Below are 18856 nucleotides of genomic sequence, written 5' to 3'. Positions count from 1 at the left end.
CTGCGTCTGGGTGGTCACTGCCCGGCCCCCGAGGTCTTGGCGCTGTGGTAGCCGGCGCCGCCCTCGGCGGTCGTGCCGAGCCGCCCGCTGCGCCCCGAGGTGATCAGCTCGACCACCTGGGCGTGCGTGACGTCGGTCGTCCGGACCTGGGCGACCATCTGGCCGAGGTAGAGCGCCGCGATCCGGTCGGAGACGGCGAAGACGTCGTTCATGTTGTGCGAGATGAGCACGACGGCCAGGCCGTTGTCGGCCAGCCTCCGCAGCAGCTCGAGCACCTGGGCGGTCTGGGCCAGGCCGAGCGCCGCCGTCGGCTCGTCGAGGATGACCAGCCGGCTGTTCCAGAGCACCGCCTTGGCGATCGCGACCGTCTGGCGCTGGCCGCCGGAGAGGCTGGCGACGTGCTGGCGCAGCGAGCTGATCGTCTTCACCGACAGCGCGGCCAGCGTCCGGGCGGCGAGCTCCTCCATGGCCGGCTCGTCGAGCACCAGGCCGGAGCGCCGCTCCCGGCCGAGGAACATGTTCTGTACGACGTCGAGGTTGTCGCAGAGGGCGAGGTCCTGGTAGACGACGTCGATGCCCAGGGCGGCGGCGTCGCGGGGGCCGCTGACGGTCACCGGCTGCCCCTCGAAGAAGAACTCGCCGGAGTCGGCGGCGTGGATGCCGCTGATGCACTTGACCAGCGTGGACTTCCCTGCGCCGTTGTCGCCGACGAGGGCGGTCACCTCGCCGGGGCGGACCGAGAAGTCGACGTCGCGCAGGACCTGCACGGGGCCGAAGCTCTTGTCGACGCCGCGCAGTTCCAACAGGGGTGACTCGGACATGTTGCTCTCCTCTACTGCGCCGGGCGCGGCCAAGCTCAGCTCACGCCGTTCGCGGCGCAGAGCGCGGCGTACCGGCCGGTGCAGACGGCGTCGCGTTCGACGAACCCGTCCGCGATGACGTCCTTGACCGTCTCCCTGGTGATCGGCTGGGCGGTCAGCAGCACGGCCGGGACGTCCCGGTTGCCCGTGGTGTCGTGGAAGGTGTGCTCGGTCTGCCTCCTCTCGCCCCGGGCCAGCGCGACGGCCAGCGCCGCCGCCACCTCGGCCTGCTTCCGGATCGGCTTGTAGACGGTCATGCACTGGTCCCCGGCGAGGATGTGTTGCAGCGCCTGGGCGTCGGCGTCCTGCCCGGTGACCGGGACCTTGCCGTTGAGCTTGTTCTTCGTCAGCACCGAGATGACCGCGTTGGCCAGCCCGTCGTTGGCGGTGAGCACGCCGTCGATGCGGCCGCCGGTCTGGGTCAGCATCTGCTCGAAGATGGTGCCGCCGGTGGTGTTGTTCCACTCCGGGACGGACTGGTCCGGCCCCTTGACGTAGTCCCGCGCGTCGTACCTCGGCTGGAGCACGGCGTCGTAGCCCGACTTCAGCTCGGCGGCGTTGTTGTCGGTCGGCGCCCCGTTGAGCTCCGCCACCACCGGCTTGCGGGTGCCCTTCTCGGCCAGGCACCGGACCAGGCCCTCGCCCTGTAGCCGCCCCACGGCCACGTTGTCGAAGCTGACGTAGTACTGCGCGGAGCCGCCCAGCGTGGGCCGGTCGTAGTCGATCGTGGCGACGCCCCGCTGGGTGGCCTTGTCCAGCACGGCCCTGCCGGTGCCCGAGTCGAGATTGGTGATCATCAGGGCGGTCACCCCGTTGGTGATCATCTGCTCGGCGATGGTGACGAAGCGCGCCTTGTCGTTCTGCGCGTTCTGGATGTCGTACTCCACCCCGGCGGCCGTGAAGGCCGCCTCCAGGTACTTGCGGTCCGCCGCCTCCCAACGGTTCGACGAGGCGCTGTCCGGCAGGATCACGCCGATCTTCGGCCTCGGCCGCGCGGGGTCGTCGTCCGGGTCGCCGCCGCACCCGGTGAGGCCCCCGGCGGCCAGCAGGCCGACGGTGGCGATGGCAAGGATCCCGCTACGCATGGGCACGGTTCCTCTCGAGGGGCGGAACTCGGCGGCGCGTGGTGCCGACTCGTTGCGAGGGGTGGCGATCGCGTCCGCTTTGTTGTATCCGGCAACCTATTGCCCCTGGCCCGCGCACACAAGGCCGGGAAGGGTCGGGAGCAGGTAGCGGACGGTAACAACTTCGCAACACGGATGCCGCAATCCGTCACGCTGCGTGGTCGACCGGCGGGTGCGGGCTCCGCCCGGCGGTGCTGCTCAGCCCACCGGCCGGCACAGCAGCACGGTGGGAGCGCCGGCCACCCGGGTCAGCACCAGGCTCGCCGGCTCCGGCCCGGCCAGCCGCAGGTCCCGCCGCAGCTTCTCCGGCTCCAGCGCCGAGCCGCGCTTGAGGATCTCGACCCGCCCCACCCGGCGCTCGCGCAGCAGGGCGCGCAGCCGCTTCAGCGAGAACGGCAGCACGTCGGTGACCTCCAGGCAGCGGGCGAAGGGCGTCGCGCCCGGCGCGTCGGCGTAGAGGTAGGCGATGCTCGGGTCGGCGAGGGTGGCGTCGAGGGCGTCGGCCAGCTCGGCGACGAGGTGGGCGCGGACCACGGCCGGGTCGGGGTCGTGCAGGTACCGGCGGACCGGGCCGACGGCCGCCTCGGCCGCCCCGGAGCCGGTGAGCTGCCCAGCGAGGGCCGCCGCCGGTGCGGTGCCGGCCGGGAGCCCGACCGCACCGGGGAGCCCCGCCGGCTCGCGCAGCAGGGTGGCGCGACGGGGGACCCCGGCGAGCCGGCCGCACCAGAGGGCGGCCTCGACGAGGTCGCCGGCCACGCTCACCCACTCCGCCTCGGCGTCGGCGGGGATCAGCGCGTGGTCCAGCCCGGGGGCCACCTTGACCACGGTGTGCGGCACCCGCTCGGCGAGGCCGAGCACGAAGTCCCACGGCGGCGAGTAGGCGTTCGGGTCGAAGATCCGTCGCCCGGTGCCGGCCCGGCGGCGGGCCGGGTCACAGAACGCGGCGTCTACCCGGGTCACGTCGAACGTGGTGGCGTCGCCGCACTCCACCGTGAACGCCTCGGCCAGCCCGGCGGCCTCGGCGTTCGCGGCGGCCATCGCGGCGGTGAGCGGGTCGGCCTCCACCCCGTACACCCGGATGCCGGCGCGGGCGGCGGCGAGCGCGTCCGCGCCGAGGCCGCAGCCCAGGTCGGCGAGGGTGCGGACCCCGGCCGCGCGCAGCCGCTCGGCCCGTCGGGCGGCGACCACCCCCCGGGTGGCCTGCTCCAGCCCGGCGCGGGTGAGGAACATCCCGGCCGCCGCCGGGCCGAACTTGCCGACCGCCCGGCGGCGCAGCTCCGCCTGGGTCAGCGCCGCCGCCGCGAGCCCGGCCGGGACGCCGGCCGAGCGGAGCGCGCCCGCCGCGACCAGCGGGTCGCCGCCGGCCACCTCGGTCGCCGCGGCGAGCGCGGCCGACCCCTCGGGGGTACGCAGGGCGGCGAACTGGTCGAGATCCACCCGCCCATTGTCCCGGGCCCGGCCGGGGCGCCCGGCGGCAGGCCGGCGACCGGCGGGATCCTCGCCGCGCCGGCCGTTCTCGGGCGTGCCGCGCGGGTGTCCCCCGGGGCCCGGTGCGGCGCGATCGGGGTGACACGAAGGGCGACGCGCTGGCACTCTCCTTGACGGAGTGCTAGCCACGGCATAACCTGCGATTAGCACTCTCCCATCGAGGGTGCCAGCTTCCGGGCCCTGTGCCCGGTGGCTGAACGCCAGGCGGACCGGCACCCGCGACGACGGCCCCGCCCGGTGGCATGTGGCAGATTGACGCCGACCGGCTCGCCGGTCGGTAACGAAACCAGTACCCCAGGAGGGTATGCCCGTGACTACCGCGACCAAGGTTGCGATCAAGCCGCTCGAGGACCGGATCCTGGTCCAGGCGAACGAGGCTGAGACCACCACGGCGTCGGGCATCGTGATCCCCGACACCGCCAAGGAGAAGCCGCAGGAGGGCACCGTCCTCGCTGTCGGCCCGGGGCGCGTCGACGAGAAGGGCAACCGGATCCCGGTTGACGTCTCGGTCGGCGACACCGTCCTCTACTCGAAGTACGGCGGCACCGAGGTCAAGTACGCCGGCGAGGAGTACCTGGTGCTCTCCGCCCGCGACGTCCTCGCGGTCATCGAGAAGTAACCAACCGATCAGTGTCCCTGCCCCGGTCCGGCTCGCCGGGCCGGGGCAGGACGCTTCGAAGGGACATTCATGGCGAAGATCCTGAGCTTCTCGGACGACGCCCGACACCTGCTCGAGCACGGTGTCAACGCCCTCGCGGACACGGTCAAGGTCACTCTCGGACCGCGCGGGCGCAACGTCGTCCTGGACAAGAAGTTCGGTGTGCCCACGATCACCAATGACGGCGTCACCATCGCCAAGGAGATCGAGCTCACCAACCCCTACGAGAACCTCGGCGCGCAGCTGGTCAAGGAGGTGGCAACCAAGACCAACGACATCGCTGGCGACGGGACCACCACCGCGACCGTGCTCGCCCAGGCGATGGTCCGCGAGGGCCTGCGCAACGTGGCCGCCGGGGCCAACCCGACCGGCCTCAAGCGCGGCATCGACGCCGCCGCCGCCAAGGTCTCCGAGGCCCTGCTCGGCCGGGCCGTCGAGGTGGCCGACAAGAAGTCGATCGCGCACGTGGCGACGATCTCCGCGCAGGACGCCACGATCGGCGAGCTGATCGCCGAGGCGATGGAGCGGGTCGGCCGCGACGGTGTCATCACCGTCGAGGAGGGCTCCGCGCTGGCCACCGAGCTGGAGGTGACCGAGGGTCTCCAGTTCGACAAGGGCTTCATCTCCCCCAACTTCGTCACCGACGTGGAGGAGCAGGAGGCGGTCCTCGACGACCCGTACATCCTGATCACCACGCAGAAGATCTCGGCGATCGAGGAGCTGCTGCCGCTGCTGGAGAAGGTCCTCCAGGACAGCAAGCCGCTGCTGATCATCGCCGAGGACGTCGAGGGCCAGGCCCTCTCCACCCTGGTGGTCAACGCGATCCGCAAGACCCTCAAGGTCTGCGCCGTGAAGGCCCCGGGCTTCGGCGACCGCCGCAAGGCGATGCTGCAGGACATGGCGATCCTGACCGGCGCCGAGCTGGTCGCCCCGGAGCTGGGCTACAAGCTCGACCAGGTCGGCCTGGAGGTGCTCGGCACCGCCCGGCGCGTCGTGATCGACAAGGAGAACACCACCGTCGTCGACGGTGGCGGCCAGGCCACCGAGGTCGCCGACCGGGTCGCGCAGATCCGCAAGGAGATCGAGGCCTCGGACTCCGAGTGGGACCGGGAGAAGCTGGCCGAGCGGCTGGCGAAGCTCTCCGGTGGCATCGCGGTCATCAAGGTGGGCGCGGCGACCGAGGTCGAGATGAAGGAGCGCAAGCACCGCATCGAGGACGCCATCGCCGCGACCAAGGCCGCCGTCGAGGAGGGCACGGTGCCCGGTGGCGGCGCCGCCCTGGTGCAGATCGCGTCGGTGCTCGACGACGACCTCGGCTTCACCGGTGACGAGAAGGTCGGCGTCTCGATCGTGCGCAAGTCGCTGGTCGAGCCGCTGCGCTGGATCGCCAAGAACGCCGGCCACGACGGCTACGTGGTGGTCAACAAGGTCGCCGAGAAGGAGTGGGGCCAGGGCCTCGACGCCGCTCGCGACGAGTACGTCGACCTGGTCAAGTCCGGCATCATCGACCCGGTCAAGGTGACCCGCAACGCGGTCACCAACGCCGCCTCGATCGCCGGCCTGCTGCTCAGCACCGAGAGCCTGGTCGTGGAGAAGCCGGAGCAGGCCGAGCCGGCCGCCGCCGGTGGCGGCCACGGCCACTCGCACGGCCACGGTCACCAGCACGGCCCGGGGTTCTGACCCGGTCGTACGACACCGCTCAGGGCACGCCGTCACCGGACGGCGTGCCCTGACGCCGTCACGGGTGCGGCGATCCCGACTGGGCGACGGACCGTGCGATGCGGACACTGGCGGAATGAGCAGTCCCTCGCGCGGGTACGCCGCGCTGGCCGGGATCACCGCCGCCACCGTGGCCATCGGCACGGCCGAGCCGGTGGCGGTGCTGACCGGTCCCCGCTCCGCGCCCCTGATCGCCGTCGGGTCGGTGGTGGTGGACACCGTCCCCGAGCCCCTGAAGCAGTTCGCCATCGCCGTCTTCGGCCGGTACGACAAGCTTGCCCTGCTGGTCGGGACGGCCCTGGTGCTGGCCGGCATCGCGGCGTTGCTCGGCCTGGCCGCCGTCCGCCGACTGTGGGTGGGGGTAGCCGGGATCGCGGCCTTCGCCGTCCTCGGGATCGCCGCCGCGCTCACCCGGCCCGGCGCGGACCCCGCCGACGCGCTCCCGTCGCTGGTCGGTGCGGGCCTTGGCGCGCTGGTGCTCTGGCTGCTGCTGGCCGGCCCGCTCCAACTCGACCCGTGGCCGTGGACCCCACCCACCCCACCAGCGCCCGCCGCTGTGTCGTCGGTGCCCGCCCCGGGTGGCCCGTCGTCGGTGCCCGCATCAGGGGCGAGTGGGGCGGAGATAGATCCGCAGGGGCGGCGGCGGTTCCTGACCGGGGTCGGCGCGTTGACCGGGGCGGCGGCCGTTGCCGGCCTGGGCGGGCACTGGCTGGCCGGGCGGCGGGGCGTGTCGACGGCCCGGCAGGCGGTCGTCCTGCCCGCGCCGGTCTCGCCCGCGCCGGCGCTGCCGGCCGGGGCGGACCTCGCCGTCGCCCAGCTCGCCCCCTACGTCACCCCGAACGCCGAGTTCTACCGGATCGACACAGCCCTGGTGGTGCCGCAGGTCGACCCCTTCAGCTGGCGGCTGCGCATCCACGGCCGGGTCCGCAACCCGATCGAGTTGAGCTTCGCCGAGCTGCTGGCCCGCCCGATGGTCGAGCGTCACATCACCCTGGCCTGCGTCTCCAACGAGGTGGGCGGGGACCTGATCGGCAGCGCCCGGTGGCTGGGCGTGCCGATCCGGGAGCTGCTCGACGAGGCCCAGCCGGAGCCGGGCGCGGATCAGGTGGTGGGACGCGCGGTCGACGGCTGGACCTGCGGCACCCCGACGGCGGTGCTGCGCGACGGCCGCGACGCCCTGCTGGCGGTCGGCATGAACGGCGTACCGCTGCCGGTGGAGCACGGCTTCCCGGTGCGGATGGTGGTGCCCGGCCTGTACGGCTACGTCTCGGCCTGCAAGTGGGTGACCGAGCTGGAGCTGACCAGCTTCGCCGACTTCGACGCGTACTGGGTGCCCCGGGGCTGGTCGGCGCAGGGGCCGATCAAGACCCAGTCCCGCATCGACACGCCCCGCCCCCGCAACCGGCTCACCGCCGGGCCGGTGACGGTGGCCGGCGTCGCCTGGGCCCAGCAGCGGGGGATCGCCAGGGTCGAGGTACGCGTCGACGAGGGCCCGTGGCAGGAGGCGACGCTCGCGCCGACCGCCTCGGTGGACACCTGGGTGCAGTGGTCCTGGCGGTGGCCGGCCAGCGCGGGCGAGCACACCCTCCAGGTGCGGGCCACCGACGCGGACGGCGAGACGCAGACCGAACGCCGTCAACGGGTCGACCCGGACGGCGCGACCGGCTGGCACACGGTCAAGGTCACCGTGCGCTGACGCCCCTCAGGGGGGTGGCCGGGCGGGATGGCCGGCGGGGTGGGCCGACGGGTCGGCCGGGACACGCCGACACGTCGGGGAGGAACGACGATGCCGCGCCCGAGGGTGGTCGGGCGCGGCATCGTGGTGCGGTGTGCCGAGGGTCGGGCGGGCTGCGGTGTGCCGGGGAGCGGGTCGGTCAGGCGACGTTGCGCTGGGCCGGCATCGTGGACTTGTGCGGCCGGCCGAGGCGGGCCTCCAGGCGGGCCACGTCGACCCGGCTCTGCCGGCGGTCGGCCAGGTCCTCCCAGCCGACGGCGAGCAGCCGCAGCCGCTCGGCCTCGCTGAAGCCACCCCAGACCCCGTACGGCTCGCGGACGGCGAGGGCGTGCGCGGCGCACTCGGCCCGGACCGGGCAGGCCCGGCAGACCGACTTCGCCTCCGACTCGCGGCGCAGGCGGGAGGAGCCGCGCTCGCCGTCGGGGTGGAAGAACTGGGCGCTGTCGCGACCCCGACAGGCACCGAGGCGCTGCCAGTCCCACAGGTCGACGATGGGTCCGGGCAGTCTGCGTACGTTCGACATCAGCACCCCTCCTCCCGCGCGGCACCGCGGCGGTCGTCAGTTGACAGGTGTCCGGGCGGCTGGCCGCGCGGGCGCACCGTTTCCGGCTCGGGCTCCCGGTACCCCGCGTCGCGTCGGCTCACACTTCTGTGATCCAAAACCTTCGAGCGAGATGGGGCATATGCCCTATCTGTCGGAAAAGTTCGGAGGATTGCCGGGAACGCTCACCCCGGCCCGTCCCGCCGTGGTCTGCTCTGGGTCGGAGAGGAGACCACAGTGCGTACCGTTCTCGTGTGCGTTCGGACACCGCTCGCCGCCCAGCAACTGAACTCCGCGGCGGCACGGCTCGGGCTGTCCGCCGCCATTCGTACCGCCGTCTCCGATCCTGAGGTGATGCTGCGCCTGGCGGAGGGGCCGGCCGACGTCGTGCTCGCCGACACGGCGCTCACCCGACCGGACAGCGCCGGCTTCGTGCGGCGGGTGCTGGCCCGCGCGCCGCACGCCGCGGTGCTGCTGCTCGGGGCCGAGGAGTCCGAGGCCGCCACCGCCACCATGGGCGCCGGGGCCCGCGGCCTGATCCAGGGCACCGACCACGACCTGACCACCGCCGTGGCCAAGGCCCTGCTGCTGCTCGCCGCGCCCGGCCGGGCCGCCCGGCACCCGGCCCGCGACACCGCCACCGTCGGCGGCCCGACCCGGCCCGCTCCCGGCGGCCGGCCCACGCAGAACCCCGGCGCGGCCTGGCCGGGCCCGCCGGAAGTGGCGGGCGGCACGCCCGCGGTGGTGCCGGTGCAGCGGGGCGACGACGACCCGGAGGCCACCGGCGGCGAGCCGGAGGAGTCGGATAAGTCGGCGACCGGGCGGCGCGGCGCGGCGGCCCGCAGCGCGCGGGGGGCGGTCGGGCTGACCGAGCGGGAGCAGCAGGTGCTGCTCGGGATGGCCGAGGGCAAGAGCAACGCCGAGATCGGCCGGGAGCTGTTCGTCTCGGAGGACACCGTCAAGACGCACGCCCGCCGGCTGTTCCGCAAGCTCGGGGCCCGCGACCGGGCGCACGCCGTGGCCGCCGGCTTCCGGGCCGGGCTGGTCAGCTGAGCGCGGATCAGCCCTTCGGCTCGGCCTCGTCGTCCTCCGTGCCCTCGGTCAGGGTGTCGTGCACCCCGTCGGCGTAGCCGCGCGCGTAGTCCCAGGTGACGTAGTGGTCCGGGTCCGGGTCGTAGGCCGGCTCGTGCACCCGGGGGCGACCGGAGTTGAGCAGGTGGCGCAGGTTGCCCCGGAGCAGGTCCCAGTCGAAGTAGTGCGGCTCGCGGCAGTCCTCGCACTCGATCACCAGACCGCGCACCCCGACGGGCCCCAGCAGCGCCTGGTAGATCTCCAGGTCGGCCAGGTCTTCCAGCACGTCCTGCCGCTCGACCTCGGTCAGCGGGTCGAGCGCGGCGTCGCCGTCCGGGTCGTGCAACTCGGCCGCCGGATCGGCCGGGTCGCCGTTGAACGGGTCGATGGGCTCGTCGTGCACCCCCTCACCGTAGCCCCCACGCCCACCCGCCGCCCGCCCCCATCCGCCCGGCGGCCCCGCGCCGGGCGCCGCCGTCACGCAGCGTCGACCTTCCGCCCGGCACCGGCGGGGTCGGCCGAGCCTGATGGGTACGATGGCACCGACGCGTCGTCACCCGGCGTGCGGCGGATCTCCGCGCGCGCCGCCTCGCTGAAGCCACCCGACCAGCTCAGGAGAGCATTCGTGGACAATTCGCCCAGCACTGAACTTCCGGCCGGCGTCGACCGCGGCGAGCTGGGCGGCCATCTGCCGGAGCTGCCCGCCGGCTCGGCCCGGGTGGTCCCGCTCGGCCTCACCTTCGACGACGTGCTGCTGCAGCCCGGCGAGTCGGACGTGGTGCCCAGCCGGGTCAACACGCGCACCCGGCTGACCCGCAACGTCGAGCTGACCATCCCGCTGATCTCCAGCGCGATGGACACCGTCACCGAGGCGCGGATGGCCATCGCCATGGCCCGCCAGGGCGGCATCGGCGTGCTGCACCGCAACCTCTCCGTGGACGACCAGGCGCTCCAGGTCGACCTGGTGAAGCGCTCCGAGTCGGGCATGATCACCAACCCGGTGACCGCCAGCCCCAAGGACACCCTGCGCGAGGTGGACGAGCTCTGCGGGCGGTACCGGATCTCCGGCGTCCCCGTGGTCGACGGCGACGGTCAGCTCGTCGGCATCGTCACCAACCGGGACATGCGCTTCGTCTCCGAGCCGTCCACCCCGGTCCACGAGATCATGACCCGCCCGCCGCTGGTCACCGCGCCCGTCGGGGTGAGCAAGGACGAGGCGCTGGCGCTGCTGCGCCGGCACAAGGTCGAGAAGCTGCCGATCGTCGACGCCGGGGGTCGGCTGCGCGGGCTGATCACGGTGAAGGACTTCACCAAGAGCGAGCAGTACCCGGAGGCGAGCAAGGACGACGCGGGCCGGCTCCGGGTGGCGGCCGCGATCGGCGTGGGCGAGGACTCGTACAAGCGGGCCCGCACCCTGGTCGACGCGGGCGTCGACGTGATCATCGTGGACACCGCGCACGGCCACCAGCGGGCGGTGCTGGAGATGGTCCGCCGGCTCAAGGCCGACGTCGCCATCGACATCGTCGGCGGCAACGTCGCCACGTACGCCGGGGCGAAGGCCCTGGTCGAGGCCGGCGCCGACGGGGTGAAGGTCGGGGTCGGGCCGGGCGCGATCTGCACCACCCGCATCGTCGCCGGGGTCGGCGTGCCGCAGATCACCGCGATCATGGAGGCGGCGCGGGCCGCCCGCCCGGCGGGCGTCCCGGTGATCGGCGACGGCGGGATCCAGTATTCGGGTGACATCGCCAAGGCCATGGTGGCCGGCGCCGACACGGTGATGCTCGGCAGCCTGCTGGCCGGCTGCGAGGAGAGCCCCGGTGAGCTGATCTTCGTCAACGGCAAGCAGTACAAGGCGTACCGGGGGATGGGCTCGCTGGGCGCGATGCAGTCGCGGGGCCAGGCCAAGTCCTACAGCAAGGACCGCTACTTCCAGCAGGACGTGCTCAGCGACGACAAGCTGGTCCCGGAGGGCGTGGAGGGCCAGGTGCCCTACCGGGGGCCGCTGTCGCGGGTGGCCCACCAGCTGGTCGGCGGGCTGCGCCTGGCGATGGGGTACGCCGGCGCGGAGAACATCCCCGACCTGCACGACCGGGGCCAGCTCATCCGGATCACCGCGGCCGGGCTCAAGGAGAGCCACCCGCACGACATCCAGATGACCGTCGAGGCCCCCAACTACCACTCCCGCTGATCCTCCCATCCCCCTAAGACACCTGGAGCCCCCATGCGTGACGTGGTCGAGATCGGCCAGGGGAAGACCGCGCAGCGCGGTTACCACCTGGACGACATCGCCATCGTGCCGAGCCGCCGCACCCGGGACGTCGACGACGTCTCCACGGCCTGGCAGCTCGACGCGTACCAGTTCGACATCCCGTGCGTGGGCCACCCCTCGGACGCGACGATGAGCCCGCAGTCCGCCGTGCGGCTCGGCCAGCTCGGCGGCCTCGGCGTGCTCAACGTCGAGGGCCTCTGGACCCGGTACGAGAACCCGACCAAGATCCTGGAGGAGCTGGCCGGCCTCGACGAGGACGCCCGCGCCACCAGCCGGCTCCAGCAGGTGTACGCCGAGCCGATCCGCCCGGACCTGATCGCCGAGCGGGTGCGCGAGCTGCGGGCCGGCGGCGGCACCGTGGCCGTGCGGGTCTCCCCGCAGCACACCCTGGCGCTGGCCCCGGTGATCCTCGACGCCGGCGTGGACATCCTGGTCATCCAGGGCACCATCGTCTCGGCGGAGCACGTCTCCACCACCGACGAGCCGCTGAACCTCAAGGAGTTCATCGCCGACCTCGACCTGCCGGTCATCGTCGGCGGCTGCACCGACTACAAGACGGCGCTGCACCTGATGCGCACCGGCGCGGCCGGGGTGATCGTCGGCATCGGCGGCGACGACTGGTCGACCACCGAGTCGGTGCTCGGCATCCGGGTGCCGATGGCCACCGCGATCGCCGACGCCGCCGCGGCCCGCCGCGACTACCTCGACGAGACCGGCGGCCGGTACGTGCACCTGATCGCCGACGGCGACATCCAGACCTCCGGCGACATCGCCAAGGCGCTGGGCTGCGGCGCGGACGCGGTGATGCTCGGCGAGCCGCTCTCGCTCTGCGCGGAGGCCCCGGCCGGCGGCGCGTGGTGGCACTCGGCGGCCAGCCACCCGTCGCTGCCGCGCGGCGCGTTCGAGGTGGCCGGCGAGCCGCTCGGGGAGATGGAGCGGCTGCTCTTCGGCCCGGCCGACGAGCCGGACGGCCAGCTCAACCTCTTCGGCGGGCTGCGCCGGGCGATGGCCAAGTGCGGCTACCGCGACCTCAAGGAGTTCCAGAAGGTCGGCCTGGTCCTGGACCGCTGAGGCGCACCGCCGCCCCGGGCCGGGGTGGTCGTCCCCACCGGGACGGCCACCCCGGCTTCGCGTCCGCCGGTGGTTTCCGTCCGTTCCGCGCGGGCCGGCCCCCGGGGCGGCCTAGGCTTCTCCCCGGCCGGGCCGCCGCGCCGCTGGACGGCGCTGGGTAGGCTGCCGCGGGCGGGGTGGGGCGGCCGACGAGGGGCCGGAGCGGCCGGGGCCTCGCCGGGAGGGACGACGTGATGACGCTGCGCCTGCGAGGGCTGCGCCTGGGGGCCGGGCTGCTGGCTGCCGTGGCGCTCGGGCCGGCCGCCTGCACCACGACGCACCCCGAGCCGGCCGGGCCGCAGGCCACCGCGTCGCCGACCCCACCGCGGCAGTTCAAGGCCGGCGCGGCGGGGGCGGGCGACGCCTACTTCCCCCGGTACGGCAACGGCGGGTACGACGTCACCCGCTACACCGTGAAGGTCCGGTACGACCCGGCGAAGGACCACCTCTCCGGCACCACCACCGTGCAGGCCACCGCCACCGCCCATCTCGCCTCGTTCAACCTGGACCTGGCCGGGCTGACCGTGCGCGCGGTGACCGTGGACGACGCGCCCGCCCGGCACGCGCACGCCGACGGCGAGCTGGTCGTCACCCCGGCCAACGGGTTGACCTCCGGCAACGGCTTCACCGCCGAGATCCGCTACGACGGCTCGCCGACGCCGCTGCACAACAACACCCTCGGCGAGGGCGGGTTCCGGCACACCTCCGACGGCGCGGTGGCCGTCGGCCAGCCGGAGTCGGCCAGCACCTGGTTCCCGGTCAACGACCACCCCTCCGACAAGGCGCTGTACGACTTCGAGATCACCGTCCCGCAGGGGCTGACGGCCGTCGCCAACGGGGTGCCGGTGCGCAACACCACCCGGGCCGGCTGGACCACCTGGCGGTGGGCCGAGCGCTCGCCCATGGCCAGCTACCTGAGCACCGTGGCGATCGGCGAGTTCCGGGTGACCCGGGGCGAGCACAAGGGGCGGCCGGTCTTCAGCGCCGTCACCACGAAGCTGCCCAAGGGCGCGGCGGACGCCTCGATCGCCCGTACCGTCGAGGTGGCCGACCACCTGGAGGGGGTGTTCGGGCCGTACCCGTTCGCCGCGTACGGCGGGGTGGTCGTCTCCGAGCCCGGCATCGGGTACGCGCTGGAGACGCAGAGCCGCCCCGTCTACTCGGCCAACTTCTTCCAGCAGGGCGAGAACACCGAGGTGGTGGCGCACGAGCTGGCCCACCAGTGGTTCGGCAACAGCGTCGCGCTGACGAAGTGGCAGGACATCTGGCTCAACGAGGGTCTGGCCACGTACGCGGAGTGGCTCTGGGCGGAGCACCGCGACGGGCGCAGCGCGCAGCAGGCGTTCGACGCGGAGTACACCGGCGCCTCCGCCCAGCTCTGGCGGGTCCCGCCGGGCAAGCCGGGCGCGGCGAACCTCTTCGGCCAGTCGGTGTACCAGCGCGGGGCGATGACCGTGCACGCGCTGCGCACCACCATCGGCGACCAGGCATTCTTCGAGCTGCTGCGCACCTGGGTGGCCGACAAGCGCGACGGCAACGCCACCACCGCCGACTTCGTCGCCCTCGCCGAGCAGGTCTCCGGCCGCCAGCTCGACCCGCTCTTCGACGCCTGGCTCTACGGCACCGAGCGGCCGGCGCGACCCGCGCCCCGCTGACCCGGGGCGCGGGCCTGACGACCGGCCCGGCGGGAGGTCAGCGAGGCTGGTGCGCTGCCTGGGGTTGGGACCGGTCACGCCCGGGGCTGCCGCCGAGCGCGCGGGACACGCCCCGGATCACCAGGGCGGCTGCCACCAGCGCGGCGCTGACGAGCAGCGGAGAGCGGTAGCTCAGGCCGGCGGCGAGGACCGCACCCCCGAGGGCCGGGCCGGCGGCGGCACCCACGTTCATCGCCGCGGTGGCGAATCCGCCGGAGAGCCTGGGCGCATCCGCCGCCTGGTAGAGAACCTGCGAGATCAGCGTGGATCCGACGGTGAACGAGAGGACACCCTGCACGAACACGAGCGCGAGGGCGGCGAACGGGTTCGCGGCGGTGAGGGCGAACAGGAGCCAGCCCGCCAGCAGCGCCGTGCCGCCGATCGTCACCACCTGGCGGGGCCGCCTGTCGGCCAGCCTGCCACCGGCGTTGACGCCGACGAACGAGCCGATGCCGAACACCGCGAGGATCCCCGGCAGCCAACCCGTGCTGAGGCCGGTGACCTCGGTCGTCACCGGGGCCAGATACGTGAACGAGCAGAACGTCGCGCCGTTCACGCAAGCCCCCAGCAGCAGCGTGATGATCAGCTGTGGGCTGCGTAGTGCCCGCAGCTCGTGTCGTGCGGTCGGCGCGTCCGGGTCGACGGGCGTGGGCGGCACGGCCCGCAGGATGGCGATCACGGCCGGGGCGGAGCTGGCGGCCACCGCCCAGAACGCCGCCCGCCAACCCCAGACCCCACCGAGCGCGGCGCCCAGGGGAACACCGGCGACGCAGGCCAGGGTCACGCCGCTGAGCAGCACCGACGTGGCCTTCCCCTTGGCGCCGGGGCCGGCGATGCCCGCGGCGGTCGCCAGGCCGACGGCCAGGAAGCCGGCCATGGCCAGCGCGGCGACGACCCGGGTTGCCAGCAACACGCCGAAGCTGGAAGTGCTGGCGCCGACCACGTGCGCCAGCAGGAAGGTGATCAGGAAGCTGAGCAGCGCGCGGCGCTGCGGCCAACGCATGCTCAGCATCGCGACCGACGGCGCGCCGACGATCATACCGACGGCGAAGGCCGAGGTCAGTGTTCCGACGGTCGGGACGGACACGCCAAGATCGGCGGCGATGGCCGGTACCAGGCCGGAGAGCATGAACTCCGATGTTCCCTGGGCGAAGACAGCCAGGCCGAGAACGTAGATGGCGAAAGGCATCGAGAAGCTCCAACTACATCGCAGACAGTGGGAGACGCGATCCACGCGAGGGTGGTCACGTTGAGAGAGCCCGGGAAAGGATCCGGGCGGAATCCCGCGATGCGGTTGATCGATGGCGAACCTACGGCGCGCTGCTCGACTCGAGCAGGGTCGTCACACGACTACGCGATCAGCCACCGATCACCGGTGGCTGGCGTCTTTTCGCCTCAGGGCCAGGCACGCTCCACAAAATAGCGACGCCGGGCCGCCCTGTCCACCGTTTGCCGGCGGTCGAGGCCTGGTAGCGGGCGGGACCGGCGCGGGGCCACGAGGCCGCCTACTTCTTCACCACCAGCTCGGGGTGGTCGGCCAGGTACTGCTCGGCCCGGCCCTTCTTCAGCGCGGCGATGAACTCCCGGCCGACGGGCTTGAGCTGCTCGCCCCGGTAGGCGCTGCCCTTGCCCACCCCCTCGCCGGGCAGGCCGACCAGGACGAGCCGGTCGGCCGGCAACCCGCCGAGCGCGTACGCGAGGTCGACGATCCGGGGCCCGCCCGCGTACGTCAGGGTGTCGCCCAGCGCGCCGACGATCTGCTCGACCCGCTGCGGCTGCCGGGACACGCCCTCGCCCTGGATCTTGCGCATCAGCGCCCGGATGAGCTGCTGCTGGTGGCGCTGCCGGTCGTAGTCGCCGTTCTTCAGGCCGTAGCGCTGCCGGGCGTAGTCCAGGGCCTGCCAGCCGTTGAGGTGCCGCTCGCCCTTCTCGTACACCATCTGCGGGCCGACGTAGCCGTCGCCGTTCGACGCCGGGGCGCGGTGGCGGCCGTCGGGCTGCCGGTGCAGCGAGACGGTCCGCTGGTCGATGTAGACGTCGATCCCGCCGACGGCGTCGACCAGCTTGGCGAAGCCCTGGAAGGTGACCACCGCCCCGGCGTCGAAGCGCAGCCCGGTGTACCCGCTGACCGCGCTGCGCAGCAGCTCGTACCCCTGGGGGACGCTCGGCTGCTTCGGCTTGCCGGGCACCCGGCTGCCGTAGCTCATCGCGTGGGTGAGCTTGGTCCTCCCGCCGGAGTACCCGGACTTCTTGTAGGCGGGGATGCCGACCAGCAGGTCGCGGGGGAGCGAGAAGACGTACGCCCGGTCCAGCTCCTTCGTCACGTGTGCCACCAGCACGGCGTCGCCGTGCGGCTCCCAGTCGGGGACGCTGACCCGGGTGTCCACCCCGGCCAGCAGCAGGTTCAGCGGGCCGGTCACGTCGGCCCCCGGCGGCGGCGTGGGGCTCGGCGCGGCGGGCGGCGGCGTGGGCGAGGCGGTGGCCGGCGCGGCCCCGGGCTCGGACTGCCGGTCGGCGGTCAGCCGGACGAGCGCCGTCGCGCCCCCCGCCACCAGCACGAGCGCCGCGAGGACGGCCAGCCCCAGCCGCCACCGCCGGCGGGCGGTTCCCGTCGCCTCGGCCATGTCACACCCCCACCCGTACAACGCTTCGACCGGCGCGCCGGGTTCGCGGCCGGGCGCACCTGCGCACCCTACGCGGGCGGCGGGGCGTCGTGGTGGCCGCTTCGCCCGGCCGCCCGATCGACCGGCGTCAGCGCGCCGCCGCCGGGGGCGACTGCGAGACCCGCGAAAACGGACAGTGGTGTGGATGGCTACTCGTCGGTAATGATTCGTTGATGAGGTACGACGTGCTGGTGATCGGGTCCGGCTTCGGCGGCAGCGTCACCGCGCTCAGGCTGGCCGAGAAGGGCTACTCCGTGGGCGTCCTGGAGGCCGGGCGGCGCTTCGCCGACGACGAGTTCCCCGAGACGTCGTGGCGACTGCGCCGGTTCCTCTGGGCGCCGAAGCTCGGCTGCTACGGCCTGCAACGCATCACCCTGCTCCGCTCGGTCAGCCGCAAGGCCCGCGGCGGCGTGCTGGTGCTCTCCGGGGCCGGGGTGGGCGGCGGCTCGCTGGTCTACGCCAACACCCTCTACGAGCCGCTCGACGCGTTCTACGCCGACCCGCAGTGGCGCGACATCACCGACTGGCGGGCCGAGTTGGCCCGCCACTACGACCAGGCGAAGCGGATGCTCGGCGTCACCACGTACCCGGTGCACACCCGGGCGGACCGGGCGATGCGGGCGGTCGCCGACCGGATGGGGGTCGGGCACACCTACCACCCGACCCCGGTGGGGGTGCACATCGGCCGGCCGGGGGAGCGGGTCGCCGACCCGTACTTCGGCGGGGTGGGCCCCGAGCGCGGCGGCTGCGCGCACTGCGGGGCGTGCATGACCGGCTGCCGGCACGGGGCGAAGAACACCCTGGTGAAGAACTACCTCTTCCTGGCCGAGCGGCTCGGCGCGCGGGTGCACCCGCTGACCACGGTCACCGCCGTCCGCCCGGCCGACGGGGGCGGCTACCGGGTGGAGACCGTCCGCACCGGGGCCTGGCTGCGCAAACACCGCCAGGTGTTCCACGCCGACCAGGTGGTCTTCGCCGCCGGAGCGCTCGGCACCCAGCGGCTGCTGCACCAGATGCGGGCCACCGGGGCGCTGCCCGAGCTGTCGCCGCGGGTGGGCGAGCTGACCCGGACGAACTCCGAGGCCATCCTCGGGGCCTCCGTGGCACCAGGGCGGGCCCGCGCCGAGGGGCTGGACTTCACCGAGGGCGTGGCGATCACCAGCTCCTTCCACCCGGACCCGCAGACCCACATCGAGCCGGTCCGCTACGGGCGGGGCTCCAACGTCATGGGGCTGCTCCAGTCGCTGCTGGTCGACGGGGGCCCGCACCGGGTCCGGCGCTGGGTGGGCACCCTGCTGCGGCAGCCCGGCACCGCCGCCCGGATGCTCACCGTCCGCAACTGGTCGGAGCGGACCGTGATCGCGCTGGTGATGCAGTCCGCCGACAACTCGCTGACCACCCGCTGGCGGCGCGGGCTCTTCCGGCAGCGGATGGTCTCCGGCCCCGGCCACGGCACGCCCAACCCGACCTGGATCCCCGCCGGCAACACGGCGGCCCGGCTGCTGGCCGAGGAGATCGACGGGACGCCGGGCGGGTCGCTGACCGAGCCGTTCGACATCCCGATGACCGCGCACCTGCTCGGCGGCGCGGTGATCGGCGCCACCGCCGACGACGGCGTGATCGACCCCTACCACCGGATGTACGGGCACCCCGGGCTGCACGTGGTGGACGGCGCGGCGGTCTCGGCGAACCTCGGGGTGAATCCGTCGCTGACCATCACCGCCCAGGCGGAACGGGCGATGTCGTTCTGGCCCAACCGGGGCGAGGCCGACCCCCGGCCGCCGCTCGGTGCCCCGTACCGCCGGCTGGAGCCGGTGCCGCCCGCCGACCCGGCCGTCCCGTCGCACGCCCCCGCCGCCCTGCGGGGGTTGGACGCCCAGGGCTAGGAGGGCGGAACCGGCCGACCCCCGCCCGGCGCGAACGT

15 protein-coding genes are annotated in these 18856 nt (G+C 73.7%); 8 read left to right on the top strand and 7 right to left on the bottom strand.

Annotated features, from left to right (window positions below; genetic code table 11):
* Window positions 1-14: 14 nt before the first annotated feature.
* From ACLQ2V_RS01425 to ACLQ2V_RS01415, 3 genes are all read right to left on the bottom strand, one after another.
* Window positions 15-821: an ATP-binding cassette domain-containing protein gene (locus ACLQ2V_RS01425; RefSeq protein ID WP_425716493.1), complete on the bottom strand. Its 807-nt coding sequence runs from the start codon at window positions 819-821 to the stop codon at window positions 15-17.
* A gap of 35 nt (window positions 822-856) precedes the next feature.
* Window positions 857-1945, bottom strand: a complete 1089-nt coding sequence (locus tag ACLQ2V_RS01420; protein ID WP_425716492.1) for a sugar ABC transporter substrate-binding protein — start codon at window positions 1943-1945, stop codon at window positions 857-859.
* 237 nt (window positions 1946-2182) lie between these two features.
* On the bottom strand, window positions 2183-3421 hold the full coding sequence (locus tag ACLQ2V_RS01415; RefSeq protein ID WP_425716491.1) for a THUMP-like domain-containing protein: 1239 nt from the start codon (window positions 3419-3421) through the stop codon (window positions 2183-2185).
* 355 nt (window positions 3422-3776) lie between these two features.
* On the opposite strand from ACLQ2V_RS01415, the gene groES reads away from it, so the two are divergent.
* From groES to ACLQ2V_RS01400, 3 genes are all read left to right on the top strand, one after another.
* Window positions 3777-4091: a co-chaperone GroES gene (gene groES, locus ACLQ2V_RS01410; RefSeq protein ID WP_320066466.1), complete on the top strand. Its 315-nt coding sequence runs from the start codon at window positions 3777-3779 to the stop codon at window positions 4089-4091.
* Between the two features lie 69 nt (window positions 4092-4160).
* On the top strand, window positions 4161-5810 hold the full coding sequence (gene groL, locus ACLQ2V_RS01405; protein ID WP_425716490.1) for a chaperonin GroEL: 1650 nt from the start codon (window positions 4161-4163) through the stop codon (window positions 5808-5810).
* 115 nt (window positions 5811-5925) lie between these two features.
* A complete protein-coding gene (locus tag ACLQ2V_RS01400; protein WP_425716489.1) occupies window positions 5926-7545 on the top strand; it encodes a molybdopterin-dependent oxidoreductase in 1620 nt (539 codons plus the stop codon).
* Window positions 7546-7723: 178 nt separating this feature from the next.
* Here ACLQ2V_RS01400 and ACLQ2V_RS01395 read toward each other — a convergent pair whose 3' ends face one another.
* Window positions 7724-8107: a WhiB family transcriptional regulator gene (locus ACLQ2V_RS01395; RefSeq protein ID WP_425716488.1), complete on the bottom strand. Its 384-nt coding sequence runs from the start codon at window positions 8105-8107 to the stop codon at window positions 7724-7726.
* A 255-nt stretch (window positions 8108-8362) separates the two neighbouring features.
* Here ACLQ2V_RS01395 and ACLQ2V_RS01390 point away from each other — a divergent pair, with 255 nt between their 5' ends.
* Window positions 8363-9178 (top strand): response regulator transcription factor, encoded by an 816-nt coding sequence (locus ACLQ2V_RS01390; protein WP_425716487.1) that lies wholly within the window; start codon window positions 8363-8365, stop codon window positions 9176-9178.
* A 7-nt stretch (window positions 9179-9185) separates the two neighbouring features.
* Here the strand turns inward: ACLQ2V_RS01390 and ACLQ2V_RS01385 are convergent, their stop codons facing one another.
* A complete protein-coding gene (locus ACLQ2V_RS01385; protein WP_425716486.1) occupies window positions 9186-9599 on the bottom strand; it encodes a DUF5319 domain-containing protein in 414 nt (137 codons plus the stop codon).
* 222 nt (window positions 9600-9821) lie between these two features.
* On the opposite strand from ACLQ2V_RS01385, the gene guaB reads away from it, so the two are divergent.
* The 3 genes from guaB to ACLQ2V_RS01370 all read left to right on the top strand — a co-directional run bounded on the left by guaB (window position 9822) and on the right by ACLQ2V_RS01370 (window position 14230).
* A complete protein-coding gene (gene guaB, locus ACLQ2V_RS01380) occupies window positions 9822-11384 on the top strand; it encodes an IMP dehydrogenase (RefSeq protein ID WP_425716485.1) in 1563 nt (520 codons plus the stop codon).
* Window positions 11385-11417: 33 nt separating this feature from the next.
* Complete coding sequence (locus ACLQ2V_RS01375) at window positions 11418-12536, top strand: GuaB3 family IMP dehydrogenase-related protein (RefSeq protein ID WP_425716484.1); 1119 nt, start codon at window positions 11418-11420, stop codon at window positions 12534-12536.
* 239 nt (window positions 12537-12775) lie between these two features.
* Entirely contained in the window at window positions 12776-14230 is a 1455-nt protein-coding gene (locus tag ACLQ2V_RS01370; protein WP_425716974.1) for a M1 family metallopeptidase, read from the top strand.
* A gap of 37 nt (window positions 14231-14267) precedes the next feature.
* On the opposite strand, the gene ACLQ2V_RS01365 is transcribed toward ACLQ2V_RS01370, so the two are convergent.
* Both ACLQ2V_RS01365 and ACLQ2V_RS01360 read right to left on the bottom strand, forming a co-directional pair.
* Window positions 14268-15458 (bottom strand): Cmx/CmrA family chloramphenicol efflux MFS transporter, encoded by a 1191-nt coding sequence (locus tag ACLQ2V_RS01365; protein WP_425716483.1) that lies wholly within the window; start codon window positions 15456-15458, stop codon window positions 14268-14270.
* Window positions 15459-15774: 316 nt separating this feature from the next.
* Complete coding sequence (locus tag ACLQ2V_RS01360; protein WP_425716482.1) at window positions 15775-16893, bottom strand: LCP family protein; 1119 nt, start codon at window positions 16891-16893, stop codon at window positions 15775-15777.
* Between the two features lie 212 nt (window positions 16894-17105).
* Here ACLQ2V_RS01360 and ACLQ2V_RS01355 point away from each other — a divergent pair, with 212 nt between their 5' ends.
* Window positions 17106-18818 carry an FAD-dependent oxidoreductase gene (locus tag ACLQ2V_RS01355; protein ID WP_425716481.1) on the top strand — a complete coding sequence of 571 codons (1713 nt, stop codon included), beginning with the start codon at window positions 17106-17108 and terminating at the stop codon, window positions 18816-18818.
* Window positions 18819-18856: the final 38 nt, after the last annotated feature.

This window comes from Micromonospora sp. DT233, from assembly GCF_049841815.1.
Lineage (GTDB): Bacteria > Actinomycetota > Actinomycetes > Mycobacteriales > Micromonosporaceae > Micromonospora.
Note: the sequence above shows the minus strand (reverse complement) of the source record. Positions and strands in the feature narration are given on the sequence as shown.

Bases quoted from the DNA above. Each gene is read 5' to 3' on its own strand.
- ACLQ2V_RS01425 (WP_425716493.1), bottom strand. From the start codon at position 821: ATGTCCGAGTCACCCCTGTTGGAACTGCGCGGCGTCGACAAGAGCTTC.
- ACLQ2V_RS01420 (WP_425716492.1), bottom strand. From the start codon at position 1,945: ATGCGTAGCGGGATCCTTGCCATCGCCACCGTCGGCCTGCTGGCCGCC.
- groES (WP_320066466.1), top strand. From the start codon at position 3,777: ATGCCCGTGACTACCGCGACCAAGGTTGCGATCAAGCCGCTCGAGGAC.
- groL (WP_425716490.1), top strand. From the start codon at position 4,161: ATGGCGAAGATCCTGAGCTTCTCGGACGACGCCCGACACCTGCTCGAG.
- ACLQ2V_RS01400 (WP_425716489.1), top strand. From the start codon at position 5,926: ATGAGCAGTCCCTCGCGCGGGTACGCCGCGCTGGCCGGGATCACCGCC.
- ACLQ2V_RS01395 (WP_425716488.1), bottom strand. From the start codon at position 8,107: ATGTCGAACGTACGCAGACTGCCCGGACCCATCGTCGACCTGTGGGAC.
- ACLQ2V_RS01375 (WP_425716484.1), top strand. From the start codon at position 11,418: ATGCGTGACGTGGTCGAGATCGGCCAGGGGAAGACCGCGCAGCGCGGT.
- ACLQ2V_RS01365 (WP_425716483.1), bottom strand. From the start codon at position 15,458: ATGCCTTTCGCCATCTACGTTCTCGGCCTGGCTGTCTTCGCCCAGGGA.
- ACLQ2V_RS01360 (WP_425716482.1), bottom strand. From the start codon at position 16,893: ATGGCCGAGGCGACGGGAACCGCCCGCCGGCGGTGGCGGCTGGGGCTG.
- ACLQ2V_RS01355 (WP_425716481.1), top strand. From the start codon at position 17,106: ATGAGGTACGACGTGCTGGTGATCGGGTCCGGCTTCGGCGGCAGCGTC.